19 protein-coding genes are annotated in these 21,365 nt (G+C 71.9%); 10 read left to right on the top strand and 9 right to left on the bottom strand.

Features of this window, described 5'->3' with window-relative positions; genetic code table 11:
• Together ACFVYA_RS28900 and ACFVYA_RS28895 are read left to right on the top strand one after the other, a co-directional pair.
• Positions 1-233: OB-fold nucleic acid binding domain-containing protein (locus tag ACFVYA_RS28900; RefSeq protein ID WP_387049407.1), on the top strand; the 233-nt coding region annotated here is incomplete at its 5' end.
• A 9-nt stretch (positions 234-242) separates the two neighbouring features.
• Entirely contained in the window at positions 243-962 is a 720-nt protein-coding gene (locus ACFVYA_RS28895; protein WP_285989883.1) for a DUF3159 domain-containing protein, read from the top strand.
• 204 nt (positions 963-1,166) lie between these two features.
• On the opposite strand, the gene ACFVYA_RS28890 is transcribed toward ACFVYA_RS28895, so the two are convergent.
• Together ACFVYA_RS28890 and ACFVYA_RS28885 are read right to left on the bottom strand one after the other, a co-directional pair.
• On the bottom strand, positions 1,167-1,823 hold the full coding sequence (locus tag ACFVYA_RS28890) for a TrkA family potassium uptake protein (protein WP_285989884.1): 657 nt from the start codon (positions 1,821-1,823) through the stop codon (positions 1,167-1,169).
• Complete coding sequence (locus ACFVYA_RS28885) at positions 1,820-2,485, bottom strand: potassium channel family protein (protein WP_387049405.1); 666 nt, start codon at positions 2,483-2,485, stop codon at positions 1,820-1,822. The genes ACFVYA_RS28890 and ACFVYA_RS28885 overlap by 4 nt, the downstream gene beginning before the upstream one ends.
• A 92-nt stretch (positions 2,486-2,577) precedes the next feature.
• Between ACFVYA_RS28885 and ACFVYA_RS28880 the strand changes: the two genes are divergently transcribed.
• From ACFVYA_RS28880 to ACFVYA_RS28870, 3 genes are read left to right on the top strand one after another with little or no spacing between them, the layout of a single operon-like run.
• Positions 2,578-4,611 carry an APC family permease gene (locus tag ACFVYA_RS28880; RefSeq protein WP_285989885.1) on the top strand — a complete coding sequence of 678 codons (2,034 nt, stop codon included), beginning with the start codon at positions 2,578-2,580 and terminating at the stop codon, positions 4,609-4,611.
• Positions 4,608-5,795 (top strand): class I SAM-dependent RNA methyltransferase, encoded by a 1,188-nt coding sequence (locus ACFVYA_RS28875; protein WP_387049403.1) that lies wholly within the window; start codon positions 4,608-4,610, stop codon positions 5,793-5,795. Before ACFVYA_RS28880 ends, ACFVYA_RS28875 begins: the two co-directional genes overlap by 4 nt.
• Positions 5,796-5,845: 50 nt before the next feature.
• Entirely contained in the window at positions 5,846-6,409 is a 564-nt protein-coding gene (locus tag ACFVYA_RS28870) for a TIGR03086 family metal-binding protein (protein ID WP_387049401.1), read from the top strand.
• Positions 6,410-6,593: 184 nt separating this feature from the next.
• Here the strand turns inward: ACFVYA_RS28870 and ACFVYA_RS28865 are convergent, their stop codons facing one another.
• Both ACFVYA_RS28865 and ACFVYA_RS28860 read right to left on the bottom strand, forming a co-directional pair.
• Positions 6,594-7,031, bottom strand: a complete 438-nt coding sequence (locus ACFVYA_RS28865) for a hypothetical protein (RefSeq protein WP_387049399.1) — start codon at positions 7,029-7,031, stop codon at positions 6,594-6,596.
• A gap of 49 nt (positions 7,032-7,080) precedes the next feature.
• Positions 7,081-8,550: an aldehyde dehydrogenase family protein gene (locus tag ACFVYA_RS28860; RefSeq protein ID WP_387049397.1), complete on the bottom strand. Its 1,470-nt coding sequence runs from the start codon at positions 8,548-8,550 to the stop codon at positions 7,081-7,083.
• 175 nt (positions 8,551-8,725) lie between these two features.
• Between ACFVYA_RS28860 and dxs the strand changes: the two genes are divergently transcribed.
• Together dxs and ACFVYA_RS28850 are read left to right on the top strand one after the other, a co-directional pair.
• A complete protein-coding gene (gene dxs, locus ACFVYA_RS28855) occupies positions 8,726-10,636 on the top strand; it encodes a 1-deoxy-D-xylulose-5-phosphate synthase (protein WP_387049395.1) in 1,911 nt (636 codons plus the stop codon).
• A gap of 105 nt (positions 10,637-10,741) precedes the next feature.
• The gene (locus tag ACFVYA_RS28850; RefSeq protein WP_387049393.1) at positions 10,742-11,680 is read left to right on the top strand and encodes a hypothetical protein; all 939 of its coding nucleotides are present in this window, start codon (positions 10,742-10,744) and stop codon (positions 11,678-11,680) included.
• 37 nt (positions 11,681-11,717) lie between these two features.
• On the opposite strand, the gene ACFVYA_RS28845 is transcribed toward ACFVYA_RS28850, so the two are convergent.
• From ACFVYA_RS28845 to ACFVYA_RS28830, 4 genes are read right to left on the bottom strand one after another with little or no spacing between them, the layout of a single operon-like run.
• Entirely contained in the window at positions 11,718-12,179 is a 462-nt protein-coding gene (locus tag ACFVYA_RS28845; protein WP_387049392.1) for an aldehyde dehydrogenase family protein, read from the bottom strand.
• Positions 12,176-13,819 (bottom strand): thiamine pyrophosphate-binding protein, encoded by a 1,644-nt coding sequence (locus ACFVYA_RS28840; RefSeq protein ID WP_387049390.1) that lies wholly within the window; start codon positions 13,817-13,819, stop codon positions 12,176-12,178. The genes ACFVYA_RS28845 and ACFVYA_RS28840 overlap by 4 nt, the downstream gene beginning before the upstream one ends.
• Positions 13,816-14,760: an agmatinase gene (speB, locus tag ACFVYA_RS28835; RefSeq protein WP_387049388.1), complete on the bottom strand. Its 945-nt coding sequence runs from the start codon at positions 14,758-14,760 to the stop codon at positions 13,816-13,818. Before speB ends, ACFVYA_RS28840 begins: the two co-directional genes overlap by 4 nt.
• Entirely contained in the window at positions 14,753-16,198 is a 1,446-nt protein-coding gene (locus ACFVYA_RS28830; protein ID WP_387049387.1) for a sodium:solute symporter, read from the bottom strand. Before ACFVYA_RS28830 ends, speB begins: the two co-directional genes overlap by 8 nt.
• Positions 16,199-16,349: 151 nt before the next feature.
• Here ACFVYA_RS28830 and ACFVYA_RS28825 point away from each other — a divergent pair, with 151 nt between their 5' ends.
• The 3 genes from ACFVYA_RS28825 to ACFVYA_RS28815 are packed head-to-tail and all read left to right on the top strand — an operon-like array spanning position 16,350 to position 19,635.
• On the top strand, positions 16,350-17,801 hold the full coding sequence (locus ACFVYA_RS28825; RefSeq protein ID WP_387049386.1) for a PucR family transcriptional regulator: 1,452 nt from the start codon (positions 16,350-16,352) through the stop codon (positions 17,799-17,801).
• Positions 17,802-17,836: 35 nt separating this feature from the next.
• Entirely contained in the window at positions 17,837-18,514 is a 678-nt protein-coding gene (locus tag ACFVYA_RS28820; RefSeq protein WP_285989894.1) for a response regulator transcription factor, read from the top strand.
• Positions 18,511-19,635, top strand: a complete 1,125-nt coding sequence (locus tag ACFVYA_RS28815; RefSeq protein ID WP_387049384.1) for a sensor histidine kinase — start codon at positions 18,511-18,513, stop codon at positions 19,633-19,635. Before ACFVYA_RS28820 ends, ACFVYA_RS28815 begins: the two co-directional genes overlap by 4 nt.
• Before the next feature lie 143 nt (positions 19,636-19,778).
• On the opposite strand, the gene ACFVYA_RS28810 is transcribed toward ACFVYA_RS28815, so the two are convergent.
• Complete coding sequence (locus ACFVYA_RS28810) at positions 19,779-21,311, bottom strand: twin-arginine translocation signal domain-containing protein (RefSeq protein ID WP_387049382.1); 1,533 nt, start codon at positions 21,309-21,311, stop codon at positions 19,779-19,781.
• Between the last annotated feature and the right edge of the window lie 54 nt (positions 21,312-21,365).

The raw sequence follows: 21,365 nt of genomic DNA, 5'->3' as shown, positions 1-21,365 counted from the left end.
CCGTGATGGGGCGGCTCCGCAGCGTCGAGCTCTGCCCGACCAACGAGGCCGCCACGCTGGAGGCCGAGCTGTTCGACGGAACACAGGGCGTGACGCTAATCTGGCTCGGCCGCCGCCGGATCCCGGGCATCGAGCCTGGCCGGACGATCAAGGTGCGCGGACGGATGGCCGAGCGCAACGGCCAGAAGGTGCTGTACAACCCCTATTACGAGCTCCAGAGCCCAGTGAGTTGATCACCCATCGTGACTGAACCCGCCCCGAGCGAGAAGAAGACCGACGGCGACGAGCCGCAGCCGACCCTGCTCGAGCAGATGGGCGGCGTGTCCGGCCTGATCTACTCGTCGGTGCCGGTGATCGTCTTCGTGCTGGCGAACTCGTTCTTCGGCCTGACCGCGGCCATCTGGACCTCGATCGGCAGTGCCGTGGCCATCACGGTGCTGCGGCTGGTCCGCAAGGAGCCCCTGCAGCCGGCGATCTCGGGCTTCTTCGGCGTCGCGATCGCGGCGTTCATCGCCTACCGCACGGGGTCGGCGAAGGGTTTCTTCCTGTTCGGCATCTACGCGAGCCTGGTCTACTGCGGCATCTTCGTGCTGTCGGTGGTGGTGCGCTGGCCGATCGCGGGCGTGGTCTGGAACATGCTCAACGGCACCGGCCAGGCGTGGCGCAAGGACAAGCCGTCCCGCTACGGCTACGACGTCGCGACCCTGGCGATGGCGGCGATCTTCGCGGCCCGCTTCGTGGTGCAGCGGTGGCTCTACCAGGAGGACTACACCGGCTGGCTGGCCTTCGCGAAGATCGCGATGGGCTACCCGCTGTACGCGCTGGGCCTGCTGGTGGTCGTCTGGGCGGTCCGCCGGTCGGACAAGCGCCTGAAGGCCATGGCCGAGGAGGAGCCCGCACCGGAGACGGACGCGGAGGTCGAAGCCCGGCTGCGCGAGAAGTACGCAACTCCGGAAGCCTGACCCGCGGGGGCGCCCCCCGTTTTCGACGCTACCGGCGGGCACCGACAGTTTCGCCGTGTCGTCCCCCCGATCACGCGAGTCGACCCTTCAATCACGCGCGTCGGCCCTCCGATCACGCGTCCGGAGTTGTCCCGGTCGCCCACCGCCGAGCCAGGTCGCGAAAAGGCCCCCGGCGAAACCCGCCGAGGGCCTTTCCCGTCGCTCTCAGTACCCGAGGGCCGTCCGGATCTCCGGCTCCACGTCCGCGGTCGCCACGAACAGCAGCTCGTCGCCCGGCTCCAGTGGGTCCTCCGGCTGGGGCACGATCACCCGGTCGCCGCGCAGGATCGTCACCAGAGCCGCGTCCCGGGGCAGCGTCAGGTCGCTCACCGGCTTCCCGGCCAGCGGGGTCTCCGCCGGGAGCGTCAGCTCGACCAGGTTCGCGTTGCTCTGGCGGAACGTCATGAGCCGCACCAGGTCGCCGACGCTGACCGCCTCCTCGACCATCGCCGCCAGCATCCGGGGGGTCGAGACCGCCACGTCGACGCCCCAGGCGTCGGTGAACAGCCACTCGTTGGCCGGGTTGTTCACCCGGGCCACCACGCGCCGCACCGCGAACTCCGTCTTGGCCAGCAGCGACACCACCAGGTTCGCCTTGTCGTCGCCGGTCGCGGCGATGACGACGTCGCACTGCTCGATCCCGGACTCCTCCAGGGTCGACACCTCGCAGGCGTCGCCGAGCACCCAGTCGGCCTGCTCGACCGCGTGCGGCTCGAACTGGTCGGCCTCGCGCTCGATCAGCATCACCTGGTGCCTGCCGTCGATCAGCTCGGCGGCGATGGAGCGGCCGACCGCCCCGGCGCCGGCAATCGCGACCCTCATGCCTCGTCCTCCGGTTCGCGGTGGGCCACACTGGTCACGTCGGTGACGGTGCCGGATCGCGCGGCCACCCACACGACGTCGTCGGCCTGCAGCACGGTCTTGGTGTCGGGCAGCACCGCGGTGCCGAAGCGCATGATGAACGCCACCCGCGCGCCGGTCGCCTCCTGCAGGGACCGCACCGAGTGCCCGACCCAGCCCTCGTGCAGCGGCAGCTGCAGCAGCGCGACGTTGCCCGACGGGTCGCGCCACTCCGACGCCACGCCGTCCGGCAGCAGGCTGCGCAGGAACCGGTCGGTGGTCCACGGCACGGTCGCCACCGTCGGGATGCCCAGCCGCTCGTACACGGCCGCGCGCTTGTGGTCGTAGATCCGCGCAACGACGTGCTCGATGCCGAAGTTCTCGCGCGCAACCCTGGCCGAGATGATGTTGGAGTTGTCCCCGCTGGACACCGCCGCGAACGCGCCGGCCCGCTCGATGCCGGCCTCGATCAGCACCCGGCGGTCGAAGCCGACGCCGACGACCTGCTGGCCGTGGAAGTCGCTGCCGAGCCGGCGGAACGCCTGCTGGTTCTTGTCGATGACGGCCACCTCGTGGCCGAGCCGCTCCAGCGCAGCGGCCAGGGACGCGCCGACCCGGCCGCATCCCATGATCACCACGTGCACGCCCTGCCTCCTCCTCGGCGGTTACCCGTCCGTTGCCACCCCTACCTACCAGCGCCGAACCTACCGTGCCCCCCGCCCGTTACGCTTCCGTGGTGTCGAAGTTCCCGACCGTGCTGAAACGCCTGGTCCTCGGACGTCCGTTCCGCAGTGACCGGCTGGCTCACACGCTCCTGCCCAAGCGCATCGCGCTGCCGATCTTCGCGTCGGACGCGCTCTCGAGCGTCGCCTACGCCCCGGAAGAGATCTTCCTGACGCTGAGCGTCGCCGGGCTGTCCGCGTACGCGCTGGCGCCGTGGATCGGCATCATGGTCGCCCTGGTCATGCTGGTGGTCGTCGCCTCCTACCGGCAGAACGTGCACGCCTACCCGAGCGGCGGCGGCGACTACGAGGTCGCCAACACGAACCTGGGCGGCCGGTTCGGCCTGACGGTGGCCAGCGCCCTGCTGGTCGACTACGTGCTGACGGTCGCGGTGTCCACTTCGTCCGGTGTGGCCAACATCGGCTCGGCCGTCCCGTGGGTCGCCCAGCACAAGGTGCTCGCGTCGATCGTCATCGTCGTGGTGCTGACGTCGCTGAACCTGCGCGGCATCCGCGAGTCGGGGAAGGCCTTCGCAATCCCGACATACGGGTTCATCATCGGCATCATGGTCATGGTCGTGTGGGGCCTGGTGCAGGCGGCCACCGGCACCGAGGTGAAGGCGGAGAGCGCCGGGTTCACCCTGACCGCCGAAGGCACTTTCGCGGGTGTCGGGTACGCGTTCCTGGTGCTGCGGGCGTTCTCCTCCGGCGCGGCGGCGCTGACCGGGGTGGAGGCGATCAGCAACGGCGTCCCGGCGTTCCAGAAGCCGAAGTCGAAGAACGCGGCCACCACGCTGCTGATGATGGGCGTGCTCGCGGTCACCATGCTGGTCGGCATCATCACGCTGGCCACGATCACCGACGTCAAGTTCGCCGAGGACCCGGCGCGGCAGCTCGAGGGCGCCCCCGCCGGCTACGAGCAGAAGACGATCGTGGCGCAGATCGCGCACGCGGTGTTCGCCGACTTCCCGCCGGCGTTCTACTACATCTCCTTCTCCACCGGCATCATCCTGCTGCTGGCCGCGAACACCGCGTTCAACGGTTTCCCGGTGCTGGGCTCGATCCTGGCGCAGGACCGGTACCTGCCGCGGCAGCTGCACACGCGCGGCGACCGGCTGGCGTTCTCCAACGGGATCCTGTTCCTCTCGGCCTTCGCGCTGGTGCTGATCATCGCGTTCGACGCCGAGGTGACCCGGCTCATCCAGCTCTACATCGTGGGTGTGTTCGTGTCTTTCACGGTGAGCCAGGCGGGCATGATCCGGCACTGGAACCGGTTGCTGGCCAGGGAAACCGACCCGGGCGCGCGGCGCCGGATGCGGCGCTCGCAGACGGTCAACGCCATCGGCCTGACGATGACCGCGACGGTCCTGGTGATCGTGCTCATCACCAAGTTCCTGCTCGGCGCGTGGATCGCGATCGCCGCGATGGTGGCCATCTACGTGCTGATGACGGCGATCCGGCGGCACTACGACCGCGTCGCCGACGAGCTGAAGGACCTCGGCGACACCCCGACCGTGCTGCCCTCGCGCAACCACGCGATCGTGCTGGTGTCCAAGCTGCACCGGCCGACGCTGCGCGCGCTGGCCTACGCCAAGGCGATGCGCCCGGACGTGCTCGAGGCCGTGACGGTCAATGTGGACGATGCGGACACCCGCCGGTTGACGGCCGAGTGGGACGCGCACAACTTCAAGGTGCCGCTCAAGGTCGTCGAATCGCCCTACCGCGAGATCACGAAGCCCGTTCTCGACTACGTGAAGCGCGTGCGCGGGGACAACCCGCGCAACGTGGTCACCGTGTTCATCCCGGAGTACGTGGTCGGGCACTGGTGGGAACAGGTGCTGCACAACCAGAGCGCGCTGCGGCTCAAGGGCCGCCTGCTGTTCCAGTCCGGCGTGATCGTGGCGAGCGTGCCGTGGCAGCTGGAGTCCTCGGCCAAGGCGGCCGCGCGCGTCCGCAACGAGCGGCCGGCGGCCGGCGACGTCCGCCGCGGCTTCTCGCCCAACGGCAAACCCATCGCCACCCCGAAGCCCAAGGAGCCCGCCGAATGACCAGCTGGCTGGGCCGGGTTCTCGAGGTCGAGGTCGGCGCGGTGGCGCACGGCGGCCACTGCGTGGCGCGCGCCGACGGCCGTGTGGTGTTCGTCCGGCACGCGCTGCCGGGCGAACAGGTCCGCGTCGAGGTCACCGAGGACAACGGCGGCTCGTTCTGCCGCGGGGACGCCGTCGAGGTGCTCAGCCCGTCCCCGCACCGGGTCACGCCGCCGTGCCCGCTGGCCGTGCCGGGCGGCTGCGGCGGCTGCGACTGGCAGCACGCCGACCCCGGTTACCAGCGGTCGCTGAAGGCGGCGGTGGTGGCGGAACAGCTGCAGCGGCTGGCGGGCATCGAACGCGAGGTCGTCGTCGAGGCGCTCGACGGCGGCCCCCTGGACTGGCGCAGCCGCGTCCGGCTGGTCGCCGGGCACGACGGGCGCGCGGGGCTGCGCGCCCACCACAGCCACCGGGTCGTGGCCCTGGACGACTGCCCGATCGCCGTCCCGGGCGAGCTCGACGACGTCCTGGCGCGGCGCTGGCGGCCGGGCAGCGAGCTGGAGGTCACCCAGGACGGTGACGGCGGGCTGCACGTCCGCGAGCTGTCGACGGTGCGCGGGAAGGTCCGGGCCCGGCAGCTGAGCGGCGGGGTCGCGGTCCAGCACGCGGCGGGCCGCGACTGGCGCCTGGACGCGCACGGGTTCTGGCAGGTTCACCCGGCGGCGGCGTCGACGCTGGCCGCGGTCGTGGCGGAGTGGGCGGAGGCGCCGGCGGGCGGCTCGGCCTGGGACCTCTACGCCGGGGTCGGGCTGTTCGCGTCGGTGCTGGCGGCCCAGGTCGGGACGGCGGGCCGGGTGCTGGCGGTCGAGTCCGGCCGGCGCGCGGTCGCCGACGGCGAGCGCAACCTCGCGGACCTGCCCCAGGTTTCGTGGCAGGCCGGGCGCGTCGAGCACGTGCTGGCGTCGGCGCCCAAGCCGGTCGACGTCGTGGTGCTGGACCCGCCGCGCAAGGGGGCGGGCAAGGCGGTCGTGGAGACCATCGTGGCGGGTGCCCCGGACCGGATCGTGTACGTGGCCTGCGACCCGGCGGCGCTGGCGCGCGATGTGGCGACCTTCGCGGCCCACGGCTATTCGCTGACGGACCTGCGGGCCTTCGACGCGTTCCCGATGACCCACCACGTGGAGTGCGTGGCGCTGCTGTCCTGACGCGCTCTGCCCTTTCAAAACTGTCGGTGGTGGTCGGCACACTGTGTGCCATGACCGCTCTCGACGACTTCGACCTCGCAGCTTCGACGGTGACCCGCCTGGTCACCGCGGTCCGCGCCGACCAGTGGGCGCTCCCGACGGCGTGCGCGGACTGGGACGTGCGCGCGGTGGTGAACCACCTGGCGCACGGCAACGCGAAGGTGGCCTTCTGGGCGGGCACGGGCCCACCGGCCCCGGACGGCGACTACCTGGGTGCCGCGCCGGTCGAGGCGTTCGCCGCGTCGGTCTCGGCGGCCCGTGCGGTGCTGGCCGCGCCGGGGCTGTTTTCGCGGCAGGTGACGACGCCGCTCGGTGAAGTACCCGGGGTGTTCCTGGTGCACATGAGGGTGAACGAGTACCTCGCCCACGGCTGGGACGTCGCGGACGCGACGGGGCAGCCGACGGACCTGGCGCCCGAGCTGGCGGCCCGGGCCCTGGAGCAGTGGCGATCCCGGTTCGGTGCAACGCCGCGGCAGCCGGGCGGCCCGTTCGGACCGGAGATCCCACCGCCCCCGCACCCGACGGCGGCCGACGAGCTGGCGGCGTTCCTGGGCCGGAAGGCGGTGAACGGCTAGGAGGTGGCGATATCGGGGAGGACCGGCTTCGGCAGGCTCGGCGGTCCGCGGTCAGGCGTGCTCGGGTGCGGGCCCGCGGCAGCTCGGCGGAACGGGTGAGTTCGGCGGTCGCCGGGCGGGCCGCGACCGCCGCATGCAGGCCGCCCGCCCGGACGAGCGACCCGCCGTGAGCGCTGCGGCGACCTCAGCCTGCCCGGCGCACCGCAAAGGCCGCCGCGAGACCGGTCGCCGTCATCGCCACGCCTGAAACCAGCAGCACCCACGCCCCGGCCCCCGGGACCACCCGGGCGGCCGGCTGGAGGCGCGTCACTCCCGGCAGCGTCACCACCAGGTGCCGCAGGATCACCCCCGTCACCACCAGCCCCGGCAGGCACGCCATCGCCAGCGGCTCGTCCTGGTGGCGGGCGAACGTGAGGTACGCCAGCGTCACCGCGATCAGCACCGCCGCCGCGCACACCAGGCGCAGGCTCAGGTCCAGCTCCGGGTCGGGCGTTCCGGGCGGCAGCACCCCCGGGTAGTCGGCCGTCCGCAGCGTCAGCCCGGCGAGCACGCCCAGCGCCGCCACCCCCACCACGACGGCCCGCGGGCCCCGGAGCCGCTTCCACGGTCGCCTCTGGTCCACTCCGGCCTCCCTGCCTCGCGGTGGAGGCAGCATAAGGCGCGGGCCGGGTTCAGCCCGAGAACCAGCGCTGTGGTGCCGGCCGGAGGTTCTGGTAGATGTGCTTGACCTCGGTGTACTCGGCCAGTCCCGTCGGGCCCAGCTCGCGGCCGAAGCCGGACTGCTTGTAGCCGCCCCACTCGGCCTGGGGCAGGTACGGGTGGAAGTCGTTGATCCACACCGTCCCGTGGCGCAGCCGCCCCGCCACCCGCTGCGCCCGCGAAGCGTCGTTCGTGAACACCGCGCCGGCCAGGCCGTAGTGGGTGTCGTTGGCGATGCGGACCGCGTCGTCCTCGTCGGTGAACGTCTCGACCGTCAGCACCGGGCCGAACGACTCGTCGACCACCGCCGACGAACCCTGTTTCACCTGGTCGAGGATGGTCGGGAGGTAGTAGAAGCCGTCGGCCAGTGCCGGGTCGTCCGGACGGCGGCCGCCCGTGCGCAGCACCGCGCCGTCGGCCAGTGCGGCCGCCACGTACGCCTCGACCTTCGCCCGGTGCGCCGCCGAGATCAGGGGGCCGGTTTCCGCCTGCGCGTCGAACGGGCCGCCCAGGCGGATCCGCTCGGCCCGGCGCACCAGCTCGTCGACGAACTCCTCGTGCCACTCACGCTGCACGATCAGCCGCGCGCCCGCCGAGCACACCTGGCCGGAGTGCAGGAACACCGCCGTCAGCGCGTAGTCGACCGCGGTCTCGAAGTCGGCGTCGGCGAACACCACGTTCGGGTTCTTCCCGCCCAGCTCGAGCGCCACCTTCTTGATGGTGCCGGCGGCCGCAGCGGCGATCACCTTGCCGGTCGCCAGGCCGCCGGTGAACGACACGAGGTCGACGTCCGGGTGCGAAGCCAGCGGCGCGCCGGCCTCGGCGCCCGCGCCGAGCACCAGGTTCCCCACGCCCGGGGGCAGGCCGGCCTCGGTGAGCAGCTTCAGGAACAGGATCGCGGTGTGCGGGGTCAGCTCGCTCGGCTTGAGCACGAACGTGTTGCCCGCGGCCAGCGCCGGCGCGATCTTCCACACGGTCTGCAGCAGCGGGTAGTTCCACGGCGTGATCAGCCCGCAGACGCCGACCGGTTCGTGCACGATCCGGCTGATCGCGTCCGGGCTGCCGGTGTCGACGACGCGCCCGGCGTCCTGCGCGGCGAGCTTGCCGAAGTAGCGCAGGCAGGCGGCGATGTCGGCCATGTCGTAGCGGCTCTCGACCAGGCGCTTGCCGGTGTCGAGCGACTCGGCGCGGGCGAACGCCTCCGCGTCGCGGTCCAGCAGGTCCGCCGCCCGCAGCAGCAGGTCCCCGCGCAGGTGGGCGGGTGTGCCGGGCCACCGGCCGGTGTCGAAGGCCCGGCGGGCCGCCGCGATCGCCGCGTCGGTGTCCTTGGCGGTGCCCTCGGCGACCGTCGCGACCAGGGACCCGTCGGCCGGGCAGCGGATCTCCCGCCGGCCGCCGTCCACCGCGTCCACCCATTCGCCGCCGATGAAGAAATCCGCCATGCGGTCCATTCTCGTGGCCACGCCGCGTGACCGCCACAGCGACGCGGGGAGACGAGGTTCACCCCGGGTGCTGACCGGCGGTCGCGCTCCGGTTGTGACGCCCGACGCGGCCTGCGGCCCCGCTCTGGCGGGTCTCCGTAGACTGGCCGGAACCGAGCGAGTGAGGTGGAGACGAGTGACGATGCTGGAGTCCCTGAGCGGGCCGGCGGACCTGAAGCGCATGAGTGTCGAGGACCTCGGCGAACTGGCCGCCGAGATCCGGGACTTCCTCGTCGACAAGGTGCGCCGGGCGGGTGGCCACCTGGGGCCGAATCTCGGCGTCGTCGAGCTGACCCTGGCGCTGCACCGCGTGTTCGACTCGCCGCGCGACGCGATCGTGTGGGACGTCGGTCACCAGGCATACGTGCACAAGCTCGTCACCGGCCGCGCCGCCGGGTTCGACCTGCTGCGCCAGACCGGCGGGGTCACCGGTTACCCGTCGCGCACGGAGAGTGAGCACGACTGGGTGGAGAGCAGCCACGCCTCGTCCGGTCTGTCCTATGTGGACGGGCTGGCGAAGGCGTTCGAGCTGGCCGGTGGCGGCCGGCACGCGATCGCCGTCGTCGGCGACGGCGCGCTCACCGGCGGCATGTGCTGGGAGGCGCTCAACAACATCGCCGCGCACAAGGACCGCCCGGTCGTCATCGTGATCAACGACAACGGCCGGTCGTACTCGCCGACCATCGGCGGCCTCGCCGACCACCTCGCGGCGCTGCGCCTGCAGCCCGGCTACGAGCGGCTCCTCGACGGCGGCCGCGAGATCCTCAAGCACACCCCGGTCGTCGGCAGGCCGATCTACGCCGCGCTGCACGCCGCGAAGGCCGGCCTGAAGGACGCGCTGAGCCCGCAGGCGATGTTCTCCGACCTGGGCCTGAAGTACCTCGGCCCGGTCGACGGCCACGACCAGGTGGCGCTGGAGAAGGCCATGCAGAGCGCCAAGGCGTTCGGCGGCGCGGTGATCGTGCACGTGGTGACCGAAAAGGGGCACGGCTACGCGCCGGCGGTCAACAACGAGCACGACCAGATGCACCAGACCGACCCGATCGACCCGGAGACCGGCCTGCCGCCGGTGAAGGGCCCGAGCTGGACCGGCGTGTTCGGCGACGAGCTGGCGAAGATCGGCGCCGACCGCGAAGACGTCGTCGCGATCACCGCGGCGATGCTGCGTTCGACGGGGCTGGACAAGTTCGCCGAGGCGTTCCCGGACCGCTGGTACGACGTCGGCATCGCCGAGCAGCACGCGGTCACCTCCGCCGCGGGGCTCGCGATGGGCGGGCTGCACCCGGTGGTGGCGATCTACTCGACGTTCCTGAACCGGGCGTTCGACCAGGTGCTGATGGACGTGGCGCTGCACCGCCTGCCGGTGACGCTGGTGCTCGACCGGGCCGGGATCACCGGGCCGGACGGGCCGAGCCACCACGGCATGTGGGACCTCTCGCTGCTCGGCATGGTCCCGGGCATGCGGGTGGCGGCCCCGCGCGACCCGGCGACGCTGCGCGAGGAACTGCGCGAGGCGGTCGCGGTGGCCGACGGGCCGACGGCGCTGCGGTTCTCCAAGGGCAAGGTCGGCACGGACGTGACGGCGGTGGAGCGGATCGGCACGGTCGACGTGCTGCGCCGCCCGGCCGAGGGCGCGGACGTGCTCCTGGTGACGGTCGGCGCGTTCGCGACGCTCGGGCTGGCGGCCGCGGCCCGGCTGGCCGACCAGGGCATCGGCGTGACGGTGGTGGACCCGCGCTGGGTGCTGCCGGTGCCGGCGGAGCTGGTCGCGCTGGCCGCGCAGCACAAGCTGGTGGTGACGGTGGAGGACAGCGGCCGCCACGGCGGCTTCGGCTCGGCGTTGGCGGCGATGTTCCGGGATGCCGAGTGCGATGTGCCGCTGCGGGATTTGGCGGTGCCTCAGTCGTTCCACGACCACGGGAGCCGGGATGAGGTCCTGGGGCGGATCGGGTTGACGGCGCAGGATGTGGCTCGCCGGGTGACGGAGTGGGCCTCCCGGTTGAGTTCGACCGCCGAGCAGTCCGAGAAGAGCGCCGACCGCAGCTGAGCGGAGTGCCGCCGTGTCGACCCGCACGGCGGCTTTGCTTCGTGCCGACCGTGCGGAGTGATTCCAGACTGCCTGTAAATGGCCGTTCGCGTTACCCTTGCCAGCATGTCCGGCTCCGGTGACGACCTGACTAATTCGTACGATGAACGCTGGGTGCAAGTCCTTGAAAAGACCCCTCTTCGAGGGCGCCTGTGGTGGTGGATCGTCGGCCTCGAGCTCTCGTCGCTGAGCAAATTCCGCAGACGGCGAGGCGTGATGCGGAGCGAAGACAGCCATCCCGAGTTGGCGTGCTTGAAGCTGGTCGGGCACCCTCCGGACATGGTGGCTGCAGCACAGAGGCGTGCGTTCCGTGCGGATATTGCCGAAATGGGCCCTTTGTTTGCGCTGCTTGGCGTGGGTCTCCTGGTATACCTGATCGCTGTTCCTCTGTCGTTGCTGGGAGATGTCGGACTTGCGCTCAGTGCTTTCCTGGCGCTGCTTTATACGAGTGGGGTCATCAGCCTCGGTATGTGGGGTGTGGGGTACTCCAGTGAGGCTGAGTACAGGCTCTTCAGTTTGATTGTCGGTGCTGTCGACGAGCTGGACACCTTGCGAAGGTTAAAAGTCGTCCAGTTTACGCCCTCCGACAGTGGTAGGCAGAAAATAGTCAAAATACGCAGAAACCGGCGAAAATCTCTGCGAAGGGAAGCCAGGGAGGCGGTGCTCCTGGCTGCCAGCCTGACGGGAACACGCACGTCTGACAAAGACTACTTCGAGTGTGCGCGGTTAGGATTATGGCTGCGGCACGCATCCGAGAATATCGACAAAATCGAAGCGCTTGGCGGTGCACTATATGCGTGTGGTTGCGCCCTCGATCATCTGATGCGTGAGAAGTCATGGGAGGTCGCTGAACTGCCGCCGGCACCAGGTGACGCGGCCGACCTCTCGACGAGTTGGATCGGCAAGGTCGCGCAGTACGTGGGAGCTCGCATTCAGCTTGGCTCGGTCACGGCGCTGATCGGGCTCACGGCTGCAATCTTCGGGCTCGTCGCCAAAATCTTTTAGCTTTACCGCGTCGGAACCCAGGCTCACCACATCTCGCTCAGCTGAACCTGTCGTGCGGCATCTCGCTGGCAGCGGCCCGTGGGTGTCGACCCACACGCAGCCGAGGTCCGGTTCGGCCGACAACCGGGCGGCGATCGCCAGGCCCCACGTCCAAATCGACGACGCCAGCCCGTGCCGCGGTGCCTTCCAGCTGCCGGGCGGCCCCGGCGAAGAACCGCAGGGCGCTCACGCACTCCGGGATCTCCTCGTCGAGCACCATGGACCGGATCTTGCCGGTCTCGCGCACCTCGAGGTCGGCGAACTCCGCCGCGCGCGCCTCGAGGGTGTCGGCGATCTTCAGCAGCGCCAGCTGCCTATGCGCCGGCGTGCTGCGTCGCCAGATCGCAAACGCTTGCGCGGCCGATTCGAGAGCCGCGTCCACCTCGGGTTGCGAGGCGATGGGGCTGGTGCCGAACACTTCGCCGGTGGCCGGGTCGGTCAGGTCGAGCGTGCGGGTCATGCCTTCTCCAGGTGGGTCGGCGCGAACAGCTTCAGCAAGGCGGGGAGGACGACGACGGACGGCCCGGGCGCGCGCAGCGCGTCGGCCAGGTCCGCGCCCACCGTGTCCGAAGACGACAGCCGAGCGGGAACGCCGAAGGAGGAGGCCAAAGCGACGAAGTCGGGCCGGGTCAGCTCCGTGGCCGTGGTGTGGCCGAAGGCGCCGGTGAGGTACTCGCGCAGGACGCCGTAGCCGCCGTCGTCGATGATCAGCCACGTGACGTCGAGGCCGTGCTGCACCGCGGTGGCCAGCTCGGCGACGCCGTACATCGCGCCGCCGTCACCCGACACGGCGAGCGTGGGACCACCCGCGATGGCGCCGCCGAGCGCGCCCGGCAGTCCGTAACCCAGCCCGCCCGCGCCCTGCGCGGTGTGGATCGGCGCGCCATCGGGGTTCCACGCCGACCACGCCCAGTACGCGGCGATCGTCATGTCCCAGAACGTCTGCGTGCCCTCGGGCAGCGCCGCGCGGATGTCGTCGATCAGCTTCCGCTCGGTGGCCAGGTCCTGACTGTCCAACCGGGACTCCACGGCGGACACCAGCGAAGAAACCGCCTTCTCGGCCCGGCCGTCGGACGCCCGCATCGGCACCCACTCCAGCAGCGCCTGCAGCGTGAGCCGCACGTCGGCGTGGATGCCGAGGCCGGGGTAGTTGGACTCCAGCTTGCCGAGGTCGGCTTCGACCTGGATCAGGCGGCCGCGCGGGGCGAACTCGCGGTAGTTGCTGGACAGCTCGCCGAGGCCGGAGCCGAGCACGAGCAGGACGTCGGCGTCCGCGAGGAACTCCGTGGTGTGCCAGTCCTCCAGCCACGACCGCCCGGACAGCTCGTGGTCCCAGCCGAAGACGCCCTTGCCGCCGAAGGTGGAGATCACCGGCGCGCGCAACGCCTCGGCGAGCGCCGTCAGCTCGGCGTGCGCGCCGGACCGCAAGGCCCCGCCGCCCGCCAGGATCACCGGATTCGACGCGGCGGCCAGCAGATCGGCGGCCGCGGTGACCAACTCGGGCAGCGGTTCCAGGGGCGGGGGAGTGGCCGACACCGACGTGATCGGCGGGACCCCCGCCGGGCCGAGCAGCACGTCCTGGGGGATCTCGACCCACACCGGGCCGTAGGGCGCGGTCGCGGCCGACGTCCAGGCCTCTCGCAGTGCCGTCGGGATCTGGCTCGCGTGCCGCACGACGTGCACCGACTTCACGACGTCGCGGAAGCTCGCCTGCTGGTCGGGCAGTTCGTGCAGGTAGCCGTGGCGTCCGCCGCCCAGCCCGGCGACCGGGACCTGGCTGGAGATACCGAGCACCGGCACCGAAGCCGCGCGGGACTCCTGCAGCGAAGCCAGCGTCAGCAGCGCGCCCGGGCCGGTCGAGACCACCAGCGGCGTCACCGGCACCGGGCCGTCCGGATCCGCCGCCAGCCGCGCGCGGGCGTGCCCGTCGGCGGCGAAGGCGAGGTTGTTCTCGACGCGCCCGCTGATCACGCGCAGGTCGCCGGCCCGCCGCAGCGCGTCGAACAGGCCCAGCGCGTGCTGGCCCGGCAGGCCGAACACGGTGTCGGCACCCAGCGCCCGCAGGGTTTCGACGACGACGTCACCGCCGATGCGGGTCATTCGCCCTTCCCCAAGGTCAGCAGGCTCACCAGGTCGTAGGCCACGTGGGAGGCCGCGATGGCGGTGATCTCGGCGTGGTCGTAGGCCGGGGCCAGCTCGACGACGTCCGCGCCGACCAGGTTGAGGTCACGCAGCCCGCGCAGGATCTCCAGGAGCTCCCGGCTGGTCAGCCCGCCCGCCTCGGGCGTGCCGGTGCCGGGCGCGTGGGCCGGGTCGAGCACGTCGATGTCCACGGAGACGTACAGCGGGCGGTCGCCGATGCGCTGCCGCAGCGCGTCGACCGTCTCGGCGACCCCGCGGCGCATGACGTCGCCGGAAGTGACGATGCCGAAGCCGAGCCGCCGGTCCTCTTCGAGGTCGCGCTTGCCGTACAGCGGCCCGCGCGTGCCGACGTGCGACAGCGCGCTCGTGTCGAGGATCCCTTCCTCCGACGCCCGCCGGAACGGTGTGCCGTGGGTGTAGGGCTCGCCGAAGTAGGTGTCCCAGGTGTCCAGGTGCGCGTCGAAGTGCAGCAGGGCAACGGGTCCGTGCTTCTTGGCCACGGCCCGCAGCAGCGGCAGCGCGATGGTGTGGTCGCCGCCGACGGTCACCAGCCGCGTCCCGTCCGCCTGCAGCGCTTCGGCTTCCTGCTGCAGCGTCTCGATCGCTTCGCCGATGTTGAACGGGTTGACGGCGATGTCGCCCGCGTCCACGACCTGGCGTTCGGCGAACGGCGAGACGTCCAGCTCCGGGTGGTACGGCCGCAGCAGCCGGCTCGCCTCGCGGACGGCGGCCGGGCCGAACCGCGCGCCGGGCCGGTAGGACACCCCGGAGTCGAAGGGCACCCCGACGACGGCGACGTCGGCGCGCTCGACCTGGTCGATCCGCGGCAGCCGCGCGAAGGTCGCGAAGCCGGCGAACCGGGGGATGCGCGACGAGTCGAGGGGTCCGGTGTTAGGCACTGGTGGGCTCCTGTTCCCGAATCGAGGGGTGTGTGTCTTCGCCGCTGAGGCGGTGGGTCCAGACGGAGAGGATCGCGGCGTCCGTGCGGGGCGTCGCGAGGCTGACGGCCAGGTACACCACCAGGCTCACGCCGAGGCCCCAGTAGATCGGGGTGTTGGCTTCGACGCCGTCGATGATCATGAAGACGATGACCGAGATCGTGCCGGCCACCATCGACGCGTACGCGCCCTGCCGGGTGCCGCGCTTCCAGAACAGCGCGCCGACGATCGCCACCAGCAGGCCGCCGACCAGGATGTCGTAGGCGATGGTGAGCGCGTTGACGACGTCGTCGACCACCATCGCGATGCCGATGGCCAGCAGGCCGAGCACGAGCGTGGCGAGCCGGTTGCGGCTGACCTCGCCGCCCTTCTTGAGGCCCAGCTTGGTCAGCAGGTCGGACGTCGTCGTGGTGGAGCAGGCGATCAGCGCGCCGCTCGCCGTCGACATCATCGCCGAGAGCGCGGCGGCCAGCACCAGGCCGCGGACGCCGGTGGGCAGCAGCCGCTCGACGATCGTCGCGAAAGCGTCCTGCGCGCTGGCGATGTCCGGGTAGAGCGCGTGCGCGGCGGTGCCGATGAGGGCGCCGGCCAGGCCGTAGACCAGGCAGTAGACCCCGGAGGTGATGCCGCCGGAGGTCGCGATCGCGGGCGTGCGGGCGGTGAACACGCGCTGCCAAATGTCCTGGCCGATCAGCAGGCCGAAGGTGTAGATCACGAAGTACGTGATGATCGTGTCCGTGCCGATCGAGGTGAAGCTGAAGAAGCTCGCGTCCAGCTTCTCGCTCATACCGGAGAAGCCGCCGGCGGAGCTGATCGCGACCGGCAGCAGGATCGCCAGGATGCCGATGGTCTTGATGACGAACTGGGCGATGTCGGTGAGCGTGATCGACCACATGCCGCCGAGCACCGAGTAGAGGACGACGATCGAGCCGCCGACCGCGATCCCCGCCCAGTTCGGCAGGTCGAAGAGCACCTTGAAGATGGTCGCGAAGGCCAGCGTCGAGGTGACCGTGAGCATCAGCGTGTAGCCCCACATGACGACGCCGGACACCGCGCTGGTGCGCCCGCCGTAGCGCAGGTCGAGCATCTCGCCGACGGTGTAGACCTTCAGCCGCACCAGCCGCCGGGCGAACAGCGCGTGCAGCACGAGGATGCCGACGCCGATGCTGACGACCAGCCACATGCCGGAGATGCCGTAGGTGTAGCCGAGCTTCACGCCGCCGACCGTGGACGCGCCGCCGAGGACGACGGCCGACATCGTGCCGGAGTACATGAACCAGCCCAGCCGCCGCCCGGCGACGAGGTAGTCGGACTTCGTCTTCGCGAGCCGGAGGCCGTACCAGCCGACCCCGAGCATGCCCGCGATGTACAGCGCGATCACCGCGTAGTCGCCGGTCACGGTGTCCTCCTCACGTCGGTTTCGGGTCACCGTAGGTTCGCTCACCCCTCTTCGGCATGGGATGATTCATCCCCAAGTCGACATCAGCGGGGATGAAATGGCCACGATTCCGGATTCTTCGCCCACGGAGGTGAATGTCCCGTTACGGGACGTGGTCGGCAACCGGGAGCTCGCGCTGGAGGTCGTCCCCGAGACGCTGCGGCCGGGCGCGCTGGACCTCCCCGTGCGCTGGGCCCACGTGAGTGAGCTGCAGGACCCCGCGCCCTACCTGGTGGGCGGCGAGCTGATCCTCACCGCGGGCGTCAACCTGCCGGAGCAGCTCGACCGGTACGTGCGCGGCCTGCGCGACGCCGGGGTGACCGCACTGGGGTTCGGGCTCACCCCGACGGTGCACGAGACCCTGCCGGAGCCCCTGCGCCGGGCTTGCGCGCGGCGCGGGCTGCCGCTGCTGGTGGTGCCCGCGCGCACGCCGTTCCTGGCGGTCAACCGGGCGGTCTCGGTCGCGCTGACCGAAGCCGGGCAGCGGGATCAGCGGCGGATCACCGCGGCGCGCGAGACGCTGACGCGCGCCGCGGGTGGCGGCCTCGGCGAACTGACGTCGTCGCTGGCGGCGGTGCTGCGCTCGTGGGTCGCCCTGGTCGGCGCCGGGGACGTGCTGGCCTCGGCGCACGACGCGCCTGCGCCGCTGCCGCCCGAGGTGCGGGAGCTGATGGCGACCGTGCGGGCGGGCAGCGGCATCCGGAGCGCGACCACCGAGCTCACCGGCGGGTTCGTCGTCGTCCAGCCGGTGTACCCCCAGGCCACCGCCTCGCACCTGGTGGTCGTCGGCCGGTCCCGGCGGCTCGACGGCGCCGAGCGGGCGATCCTCGCCGTCGGCGCGGCCCTGCTCGGCCTGGTCGGCCGCGCGGGCTCGGACGCGGCCGAGCTGGGCGCGGCGGCCACCGGCCTGCTGCTCGGCCGGACGTTTCCCGGGGAAGTGGCCCGGTCACTGCTGGGGTCGGAGGTGGTCCGGCTGGTCGCCGGCGCGGCGTACCGGCGTGGCCCGGACGAGGTGGCCCAGCGCCCGGACTGGCTGCGCGCGCGGCTGGACACGCCCCTGGTCGAGGTCGGCGGTGGTACGCGGTTCACGGCTGTCGCGGGCACCGGCCCGGCGCCGGAGGTGCTGGCGGACCTGCGCGACCACGGCTGGCTGGCGGCCGTGGGGCCGCCGGTGCCCGCCGGACAGCTGGCTGGTTCCTCGGCGGAGGTGGAGCTGCTGCTTTCGCGGGCGCTCGCGCTCGGCCGCCCGGTCGTCGCCGGGAGCGAACCCCTGGACTTCGATGCGCTGCTGGACCCGGGTGCTTCCCGCGGGTTCGCGGCGAAGGCCTTGGAGCCACTGGTGGCGTTGGACTGGTCCCAGGACCGGCAGCTGGTGCCGACGTTGCGGACCTGGCTGGCCCACCACGGCGGCTGGGAACCGACGGCGGCGGAGCTGGGCGTCCACCGCAACAGCGTCCGGCACCGGATCGCCCAGGTCGAGCGGGCATTGCAGGTGGATCTGGCGGACCCGGAGACCCGGATGCGGCTGTGGTTCGCCCTCCGGTGGGCCGCCGCCAGTCCTTAAAGGGCACTCTCAGGAAAATATGGGATTGTGGGCTGGTGCGAGTTTTGGTAGTCGAGGACGAAGAACCCCTGGCCGATGCGATCGCCCGCGGCCTGCGCCGCGAGGGAATGGCGGTGGACGTCGCGCTCACCGGGGACGACGGGCACGAGAAGGCCACCGTCACCCGGTACGACGTCGTGCTGCTGGACCGGGACCTGCCCGGGATGTCCGGCGACGAGCTGTGCCGGGAGATCGTCGCGTCCGGGGAGCTGACCCGGGTGCTGATGCTCACCGCGAGCAGCTCGGTGTCCGATCGCGTCGACGGGCTGTCGCTCGGCGCCGACGACTACCTCGCCAAGCCGTTCGCCTTCCCCGAGCTGGTCGCGCGGGTGCGGGCGCTGGGCCGCCGGGCCACGCCGGCCGCGCCGCCGCTGCTCACCGCCGGGGACGTCGAACTGGATCCGGCCAAACGCACCGTCCGGCGCGCGAGCGGGCCGGTCGAGCTGACGCGCAAGGAGTTCGGCGTCCTCGAGGTCCTGCTGCAGGCCGCCGGGTCCGTCGTCAGCAGCGAGGAACTGCTCGAACGCGTCTGGGACGAGAACGCCGACCCGTTCACCACGACCGTCCGGGTCACCGTGATGACGCTGCGCAAGAAGCTCGGCGAGCCGGGGATCATCGAGACCGTGGTCGGCTCCGGGTACCGGGTGCCGGAGCCCGGCGCTTCGCGCGCGTGAACCTGCCGGGCACCCGCACCCTCCGCGCCCGGATCACGCTGCTGGCGACCGTGCTGGTCGCCGCCGTCAGCCTGCTGCTGCTCTGGCTGGCCTGGACGCTGGTGCGGGACTCGCTCGACGCCGTTCCGCAGATGCCGCCGGGCAGCACGGTGGTCGTCGACGGCGTCGAGGTCGACGCCTCGACGCTCGCCGAGCACCTGCGCGTGCACGCCCGCGACCGGATGCTGCTGTTCGGGTCGATCGCGTTCCTGCTGGTGGTCGCGGCCGCGGCGATCCTCGCCTGGACGTTCACCTCCCGCGTGCTGCTGCCGCTGCGCGAGATCACCGGCACCGCGCGGCGGCTGTCGGTCGAATCGATGGGGGAGCGGATCGGCGAAATCCGCTCCCGCGACGAGCTGGCCGAGCTGGCGAGCACGTTCGACGACATGCTCGACCGGCTCCAGGCCGCGTTCGACGCGCAACGCCATTTCGTCGCCAACGCGAGTCACGAGCTGCGGACGCCGTTGTCGGTGATCCGCACGGAACTCGACGTCACCCTGTCCGACGACGACGCCGACGAAGCCGAGCTGCGCCGGATGGGCGGGGTGGTCCGCGACGCGACCGAGCGCGCCGGGCAGCTGGTCAACTCGTTGCTGCTGCTGGCCCGCACCGACGCCGCCGGGCTCGGCGTGCACGAGCCGGTGGACCTCGCGGTGGTCGTCGACCGGGCGTGGCGCGCGGTCCACCGCGAAGCCGCGGAGCGCGGGATCCGGGCGTCGTTCACGACGCCGCCGGCGTCCGCGTTCGGCGATCCGGCGTTGCTGGAGCGGATCGCGGGCAACCTGCTGGAGAACGCCGTCCGCCACAACGTCGACGGCGGCTGGCTGGAGGTCGTGACCCAGCCGGGGCCGCGGTGGTCGATGCTGCGCGTCCGCTCGTCGGGCGGCCTGGTGGACCCGGCGGCGGTGCCGGAGCTGTTCGAGCCGTTCCGCCGGGCCGGCGTGGCCCGCACGGCCCGCCACGGCGCGGGCTTGGGCCTGTCGATCGTCCGGGCCGCGGTGGCGGCGCACGGCGGAACGGTCTCGGCCGAGCCGATCGTGGGCGGCGGCCTCGGCGTGACGGTCCACCTCCCGGCCCACTGACGCGTGAGCGAAGGGTCAACTCGCGTGATTGAGGGGTCATCTCGCGTGATTGGGGGGACGACACGCCGAATCGAGCGCGGTTCGCCGTGTCGACCCGCTGATCACGCGTGTCGACCCCGCAATCACGTGAGCCGGCCCGCTGATCACACGTCCACGAAAATCGGGTTCGCGTACAACCACAGGTCCTCGAACGGGTTCGCCTGCCCGATGACGTCCGGCGCCGGCTCGGTGTCGCCGTTCGAGCCGCGCACCCGCAGGTAGAACGGTTCCCGGACGTTCCGGAAGGTGTGCCGGAACACGACCGGCCGCCCCGGCGCCCAGCGCGGCCCGAACGATTCCACGACCCGGGTGCCCGGTGCCGTCATCGTGTCGCGGTCGGCGGCCGGGCCGGTGACCGGGCCCGCGACGACGTCCAGGCGCGCCAGCCGCGGCACCGAGCCACCGCCGTTCGGGCGCGATGCCAGCCGGGCCGACACCACGACCGTGACGTCCGATCCCCGCCGCACCCGCAGGCGCCCGCCCAGCGTCGCCGCCGAACCACCGCCGTACGCGCCGACCTGCAGGTCCTGCGCCAGACCGCCGTGCACGCCCCAGATCCGCCCGGCCCGCAGGCCGTCGAGGACGCCTTCGAGACTCCGCCGCGTGACGCCGACGTACGTGCGGCTGAACTCGCCCGGGTAGAAGTCCGCGTACGGCGCGAGCAGCTGCGGTGTGCCGGTGTCGACGGGGTCGGGGAACCTGCCGTGCGTGTCGTACCAGTCGCCCGGCACGTCCGGGCGGACCAGCGTGTCGCCGCGGTTGTAGTGCGAGTCGGAGTTCGTGGTGATCCACCACGGCTTCCCCTCGGCGAGCAGCGAGTCCCACAGCCCGCCGACCTTCGCCGTGGCCCAGTCCCAGCCGCCGTGCGTCCGGTACGCCTCGGCCGGGAAGCCCGGCCACGAGTTCGGGCCGGGGCTGTTGGCGTAGCCGCCGCGCGCGCCGCCGTTGCCGAGCGGCTTGGGGAAGCCGTCCGCCTGCGCGCCGGGCGCACCTTCCATGCCGATGACGATGCCCGGCGCGGCGTCGCGGTAGGCCCGCAGCTCGTGCGGGGCGACGCGGCCGTTGCGCAGCGGGTGGTTGATCAGCACGACCGGGGCGTGGATCCGCCGGGCCTGCTCCTCCGCGGCCAGCCAGCGCAACGCCCGGAGCGCGAGGGCCTCGTTCGCCGGGCCCGACGCCTCCGAGTTCGTCAGCCGCCAGTCGAAGGCCCGCTCGAACTCACGCAGCTTCGCCGCCTGCCGGTCCCCGGCCTGGAAGAAGACGGTCGCGTGCTCGGCGCCCGGGACGTTCCACTCCATGCCGTGCCACAGCAGCAGGTCCGGGTACTTCTGCCGGGCGGCGAGGAAGTCGGCCTCGGTGGGCTCGACCGACACCTTCTCGTGCTCGGCGTGGCCGTGGTCGGTGAAGACGATCCAGTCCGCGCCGTGCGCCCGCCCGCCGGCGGCGATCTGGTCGATCCGGTACATCGCGTCGTACGAGTACTGGCTGTGCGTGTGGTGGTCGCCCACCAGCCACTGGTAGCGGCCGCACAGGCGGCTCAGGCCGGAATCGGCGGAAGCGGGAGCCGGGAGGGGCACGCCCGCGGCGGCGGCCGCAAGGCCGGCGCCCTTGAGGAACCGGCGTCGATCGGTGGTCACGGCGGGACGCTAAGCCGCCGGGGTGAACGGGCGGTGTCCCGGCGGCCAACTGTG

Origin of the sequence: Amycolatopsis sp. NPDC058278 (assembly GCF_042881395.1) — a bacterium.
Lineage (GTDB): Bacteria > Actinomycetota > Actinomycetes > Mycobacteriales > Pseudonocardiaceae > Amycolatopsis.
The sequence above is the reverse complement of the archived record's forward strand: the minus strand, read 5'-3'. Positions and strand labels throughout refer to the sequence as shown.

Bases quoted from the DNA above. Each gene is read 5' to 3' on its own strand.
- ACFVYA_RS28890 (WP_285989884.1), bottom strand. From the start codon at position 1,823: ATGAGGGTCGCGATTGCCGGCGCCGGGGCGGTCGGCCGCTCCATCGCC.
- ACFVYA_RS28875 (WP_387049403.1), top strand. From the start codon at position 4,608: ATGACCAGCTGGCTGGGCCGGGTTCTCGAGGTCGAGGTCGGCGCGGTG.
- ACFVYA_RS28870 (WP_387049401.1), top strand. From the start codon at position 5,846: ATGACCGCTCTCGACGACTTCGACCTCGCAGCTTCGACGGTGACCCGC.
- ACFVYA_RS28860 (WP_387049397.1), bottom strand. From the start codon at position 8,550: ATGGCGGATTTCTTCATCGGCGGCGAATGGGTGGACGCGGTGGACGGC.
- ACFVYA_RS28850 (WP_387049393.1), top strand. From the start codon at position 10,742: ATGTCCGGCTCCGGTGACGACCTGACTAATTCGTACGATGAACGCTGG.
- ACFVYA_RS28845 (WP_387049392.1), bottom strand. From the start codon at position 12,179: ATGACCCGCACGCTCGACCTGACCGACCCGGCCACCGGCGAAGTGTTC.
- ACFVYA_RS28840 (WP_387049390.1), bottom strand. From the start codon at position 13,819: ATGACCCGCATCGGCGGTGACGTCGTCGTCGAAACCCTGCGGGCGCTG.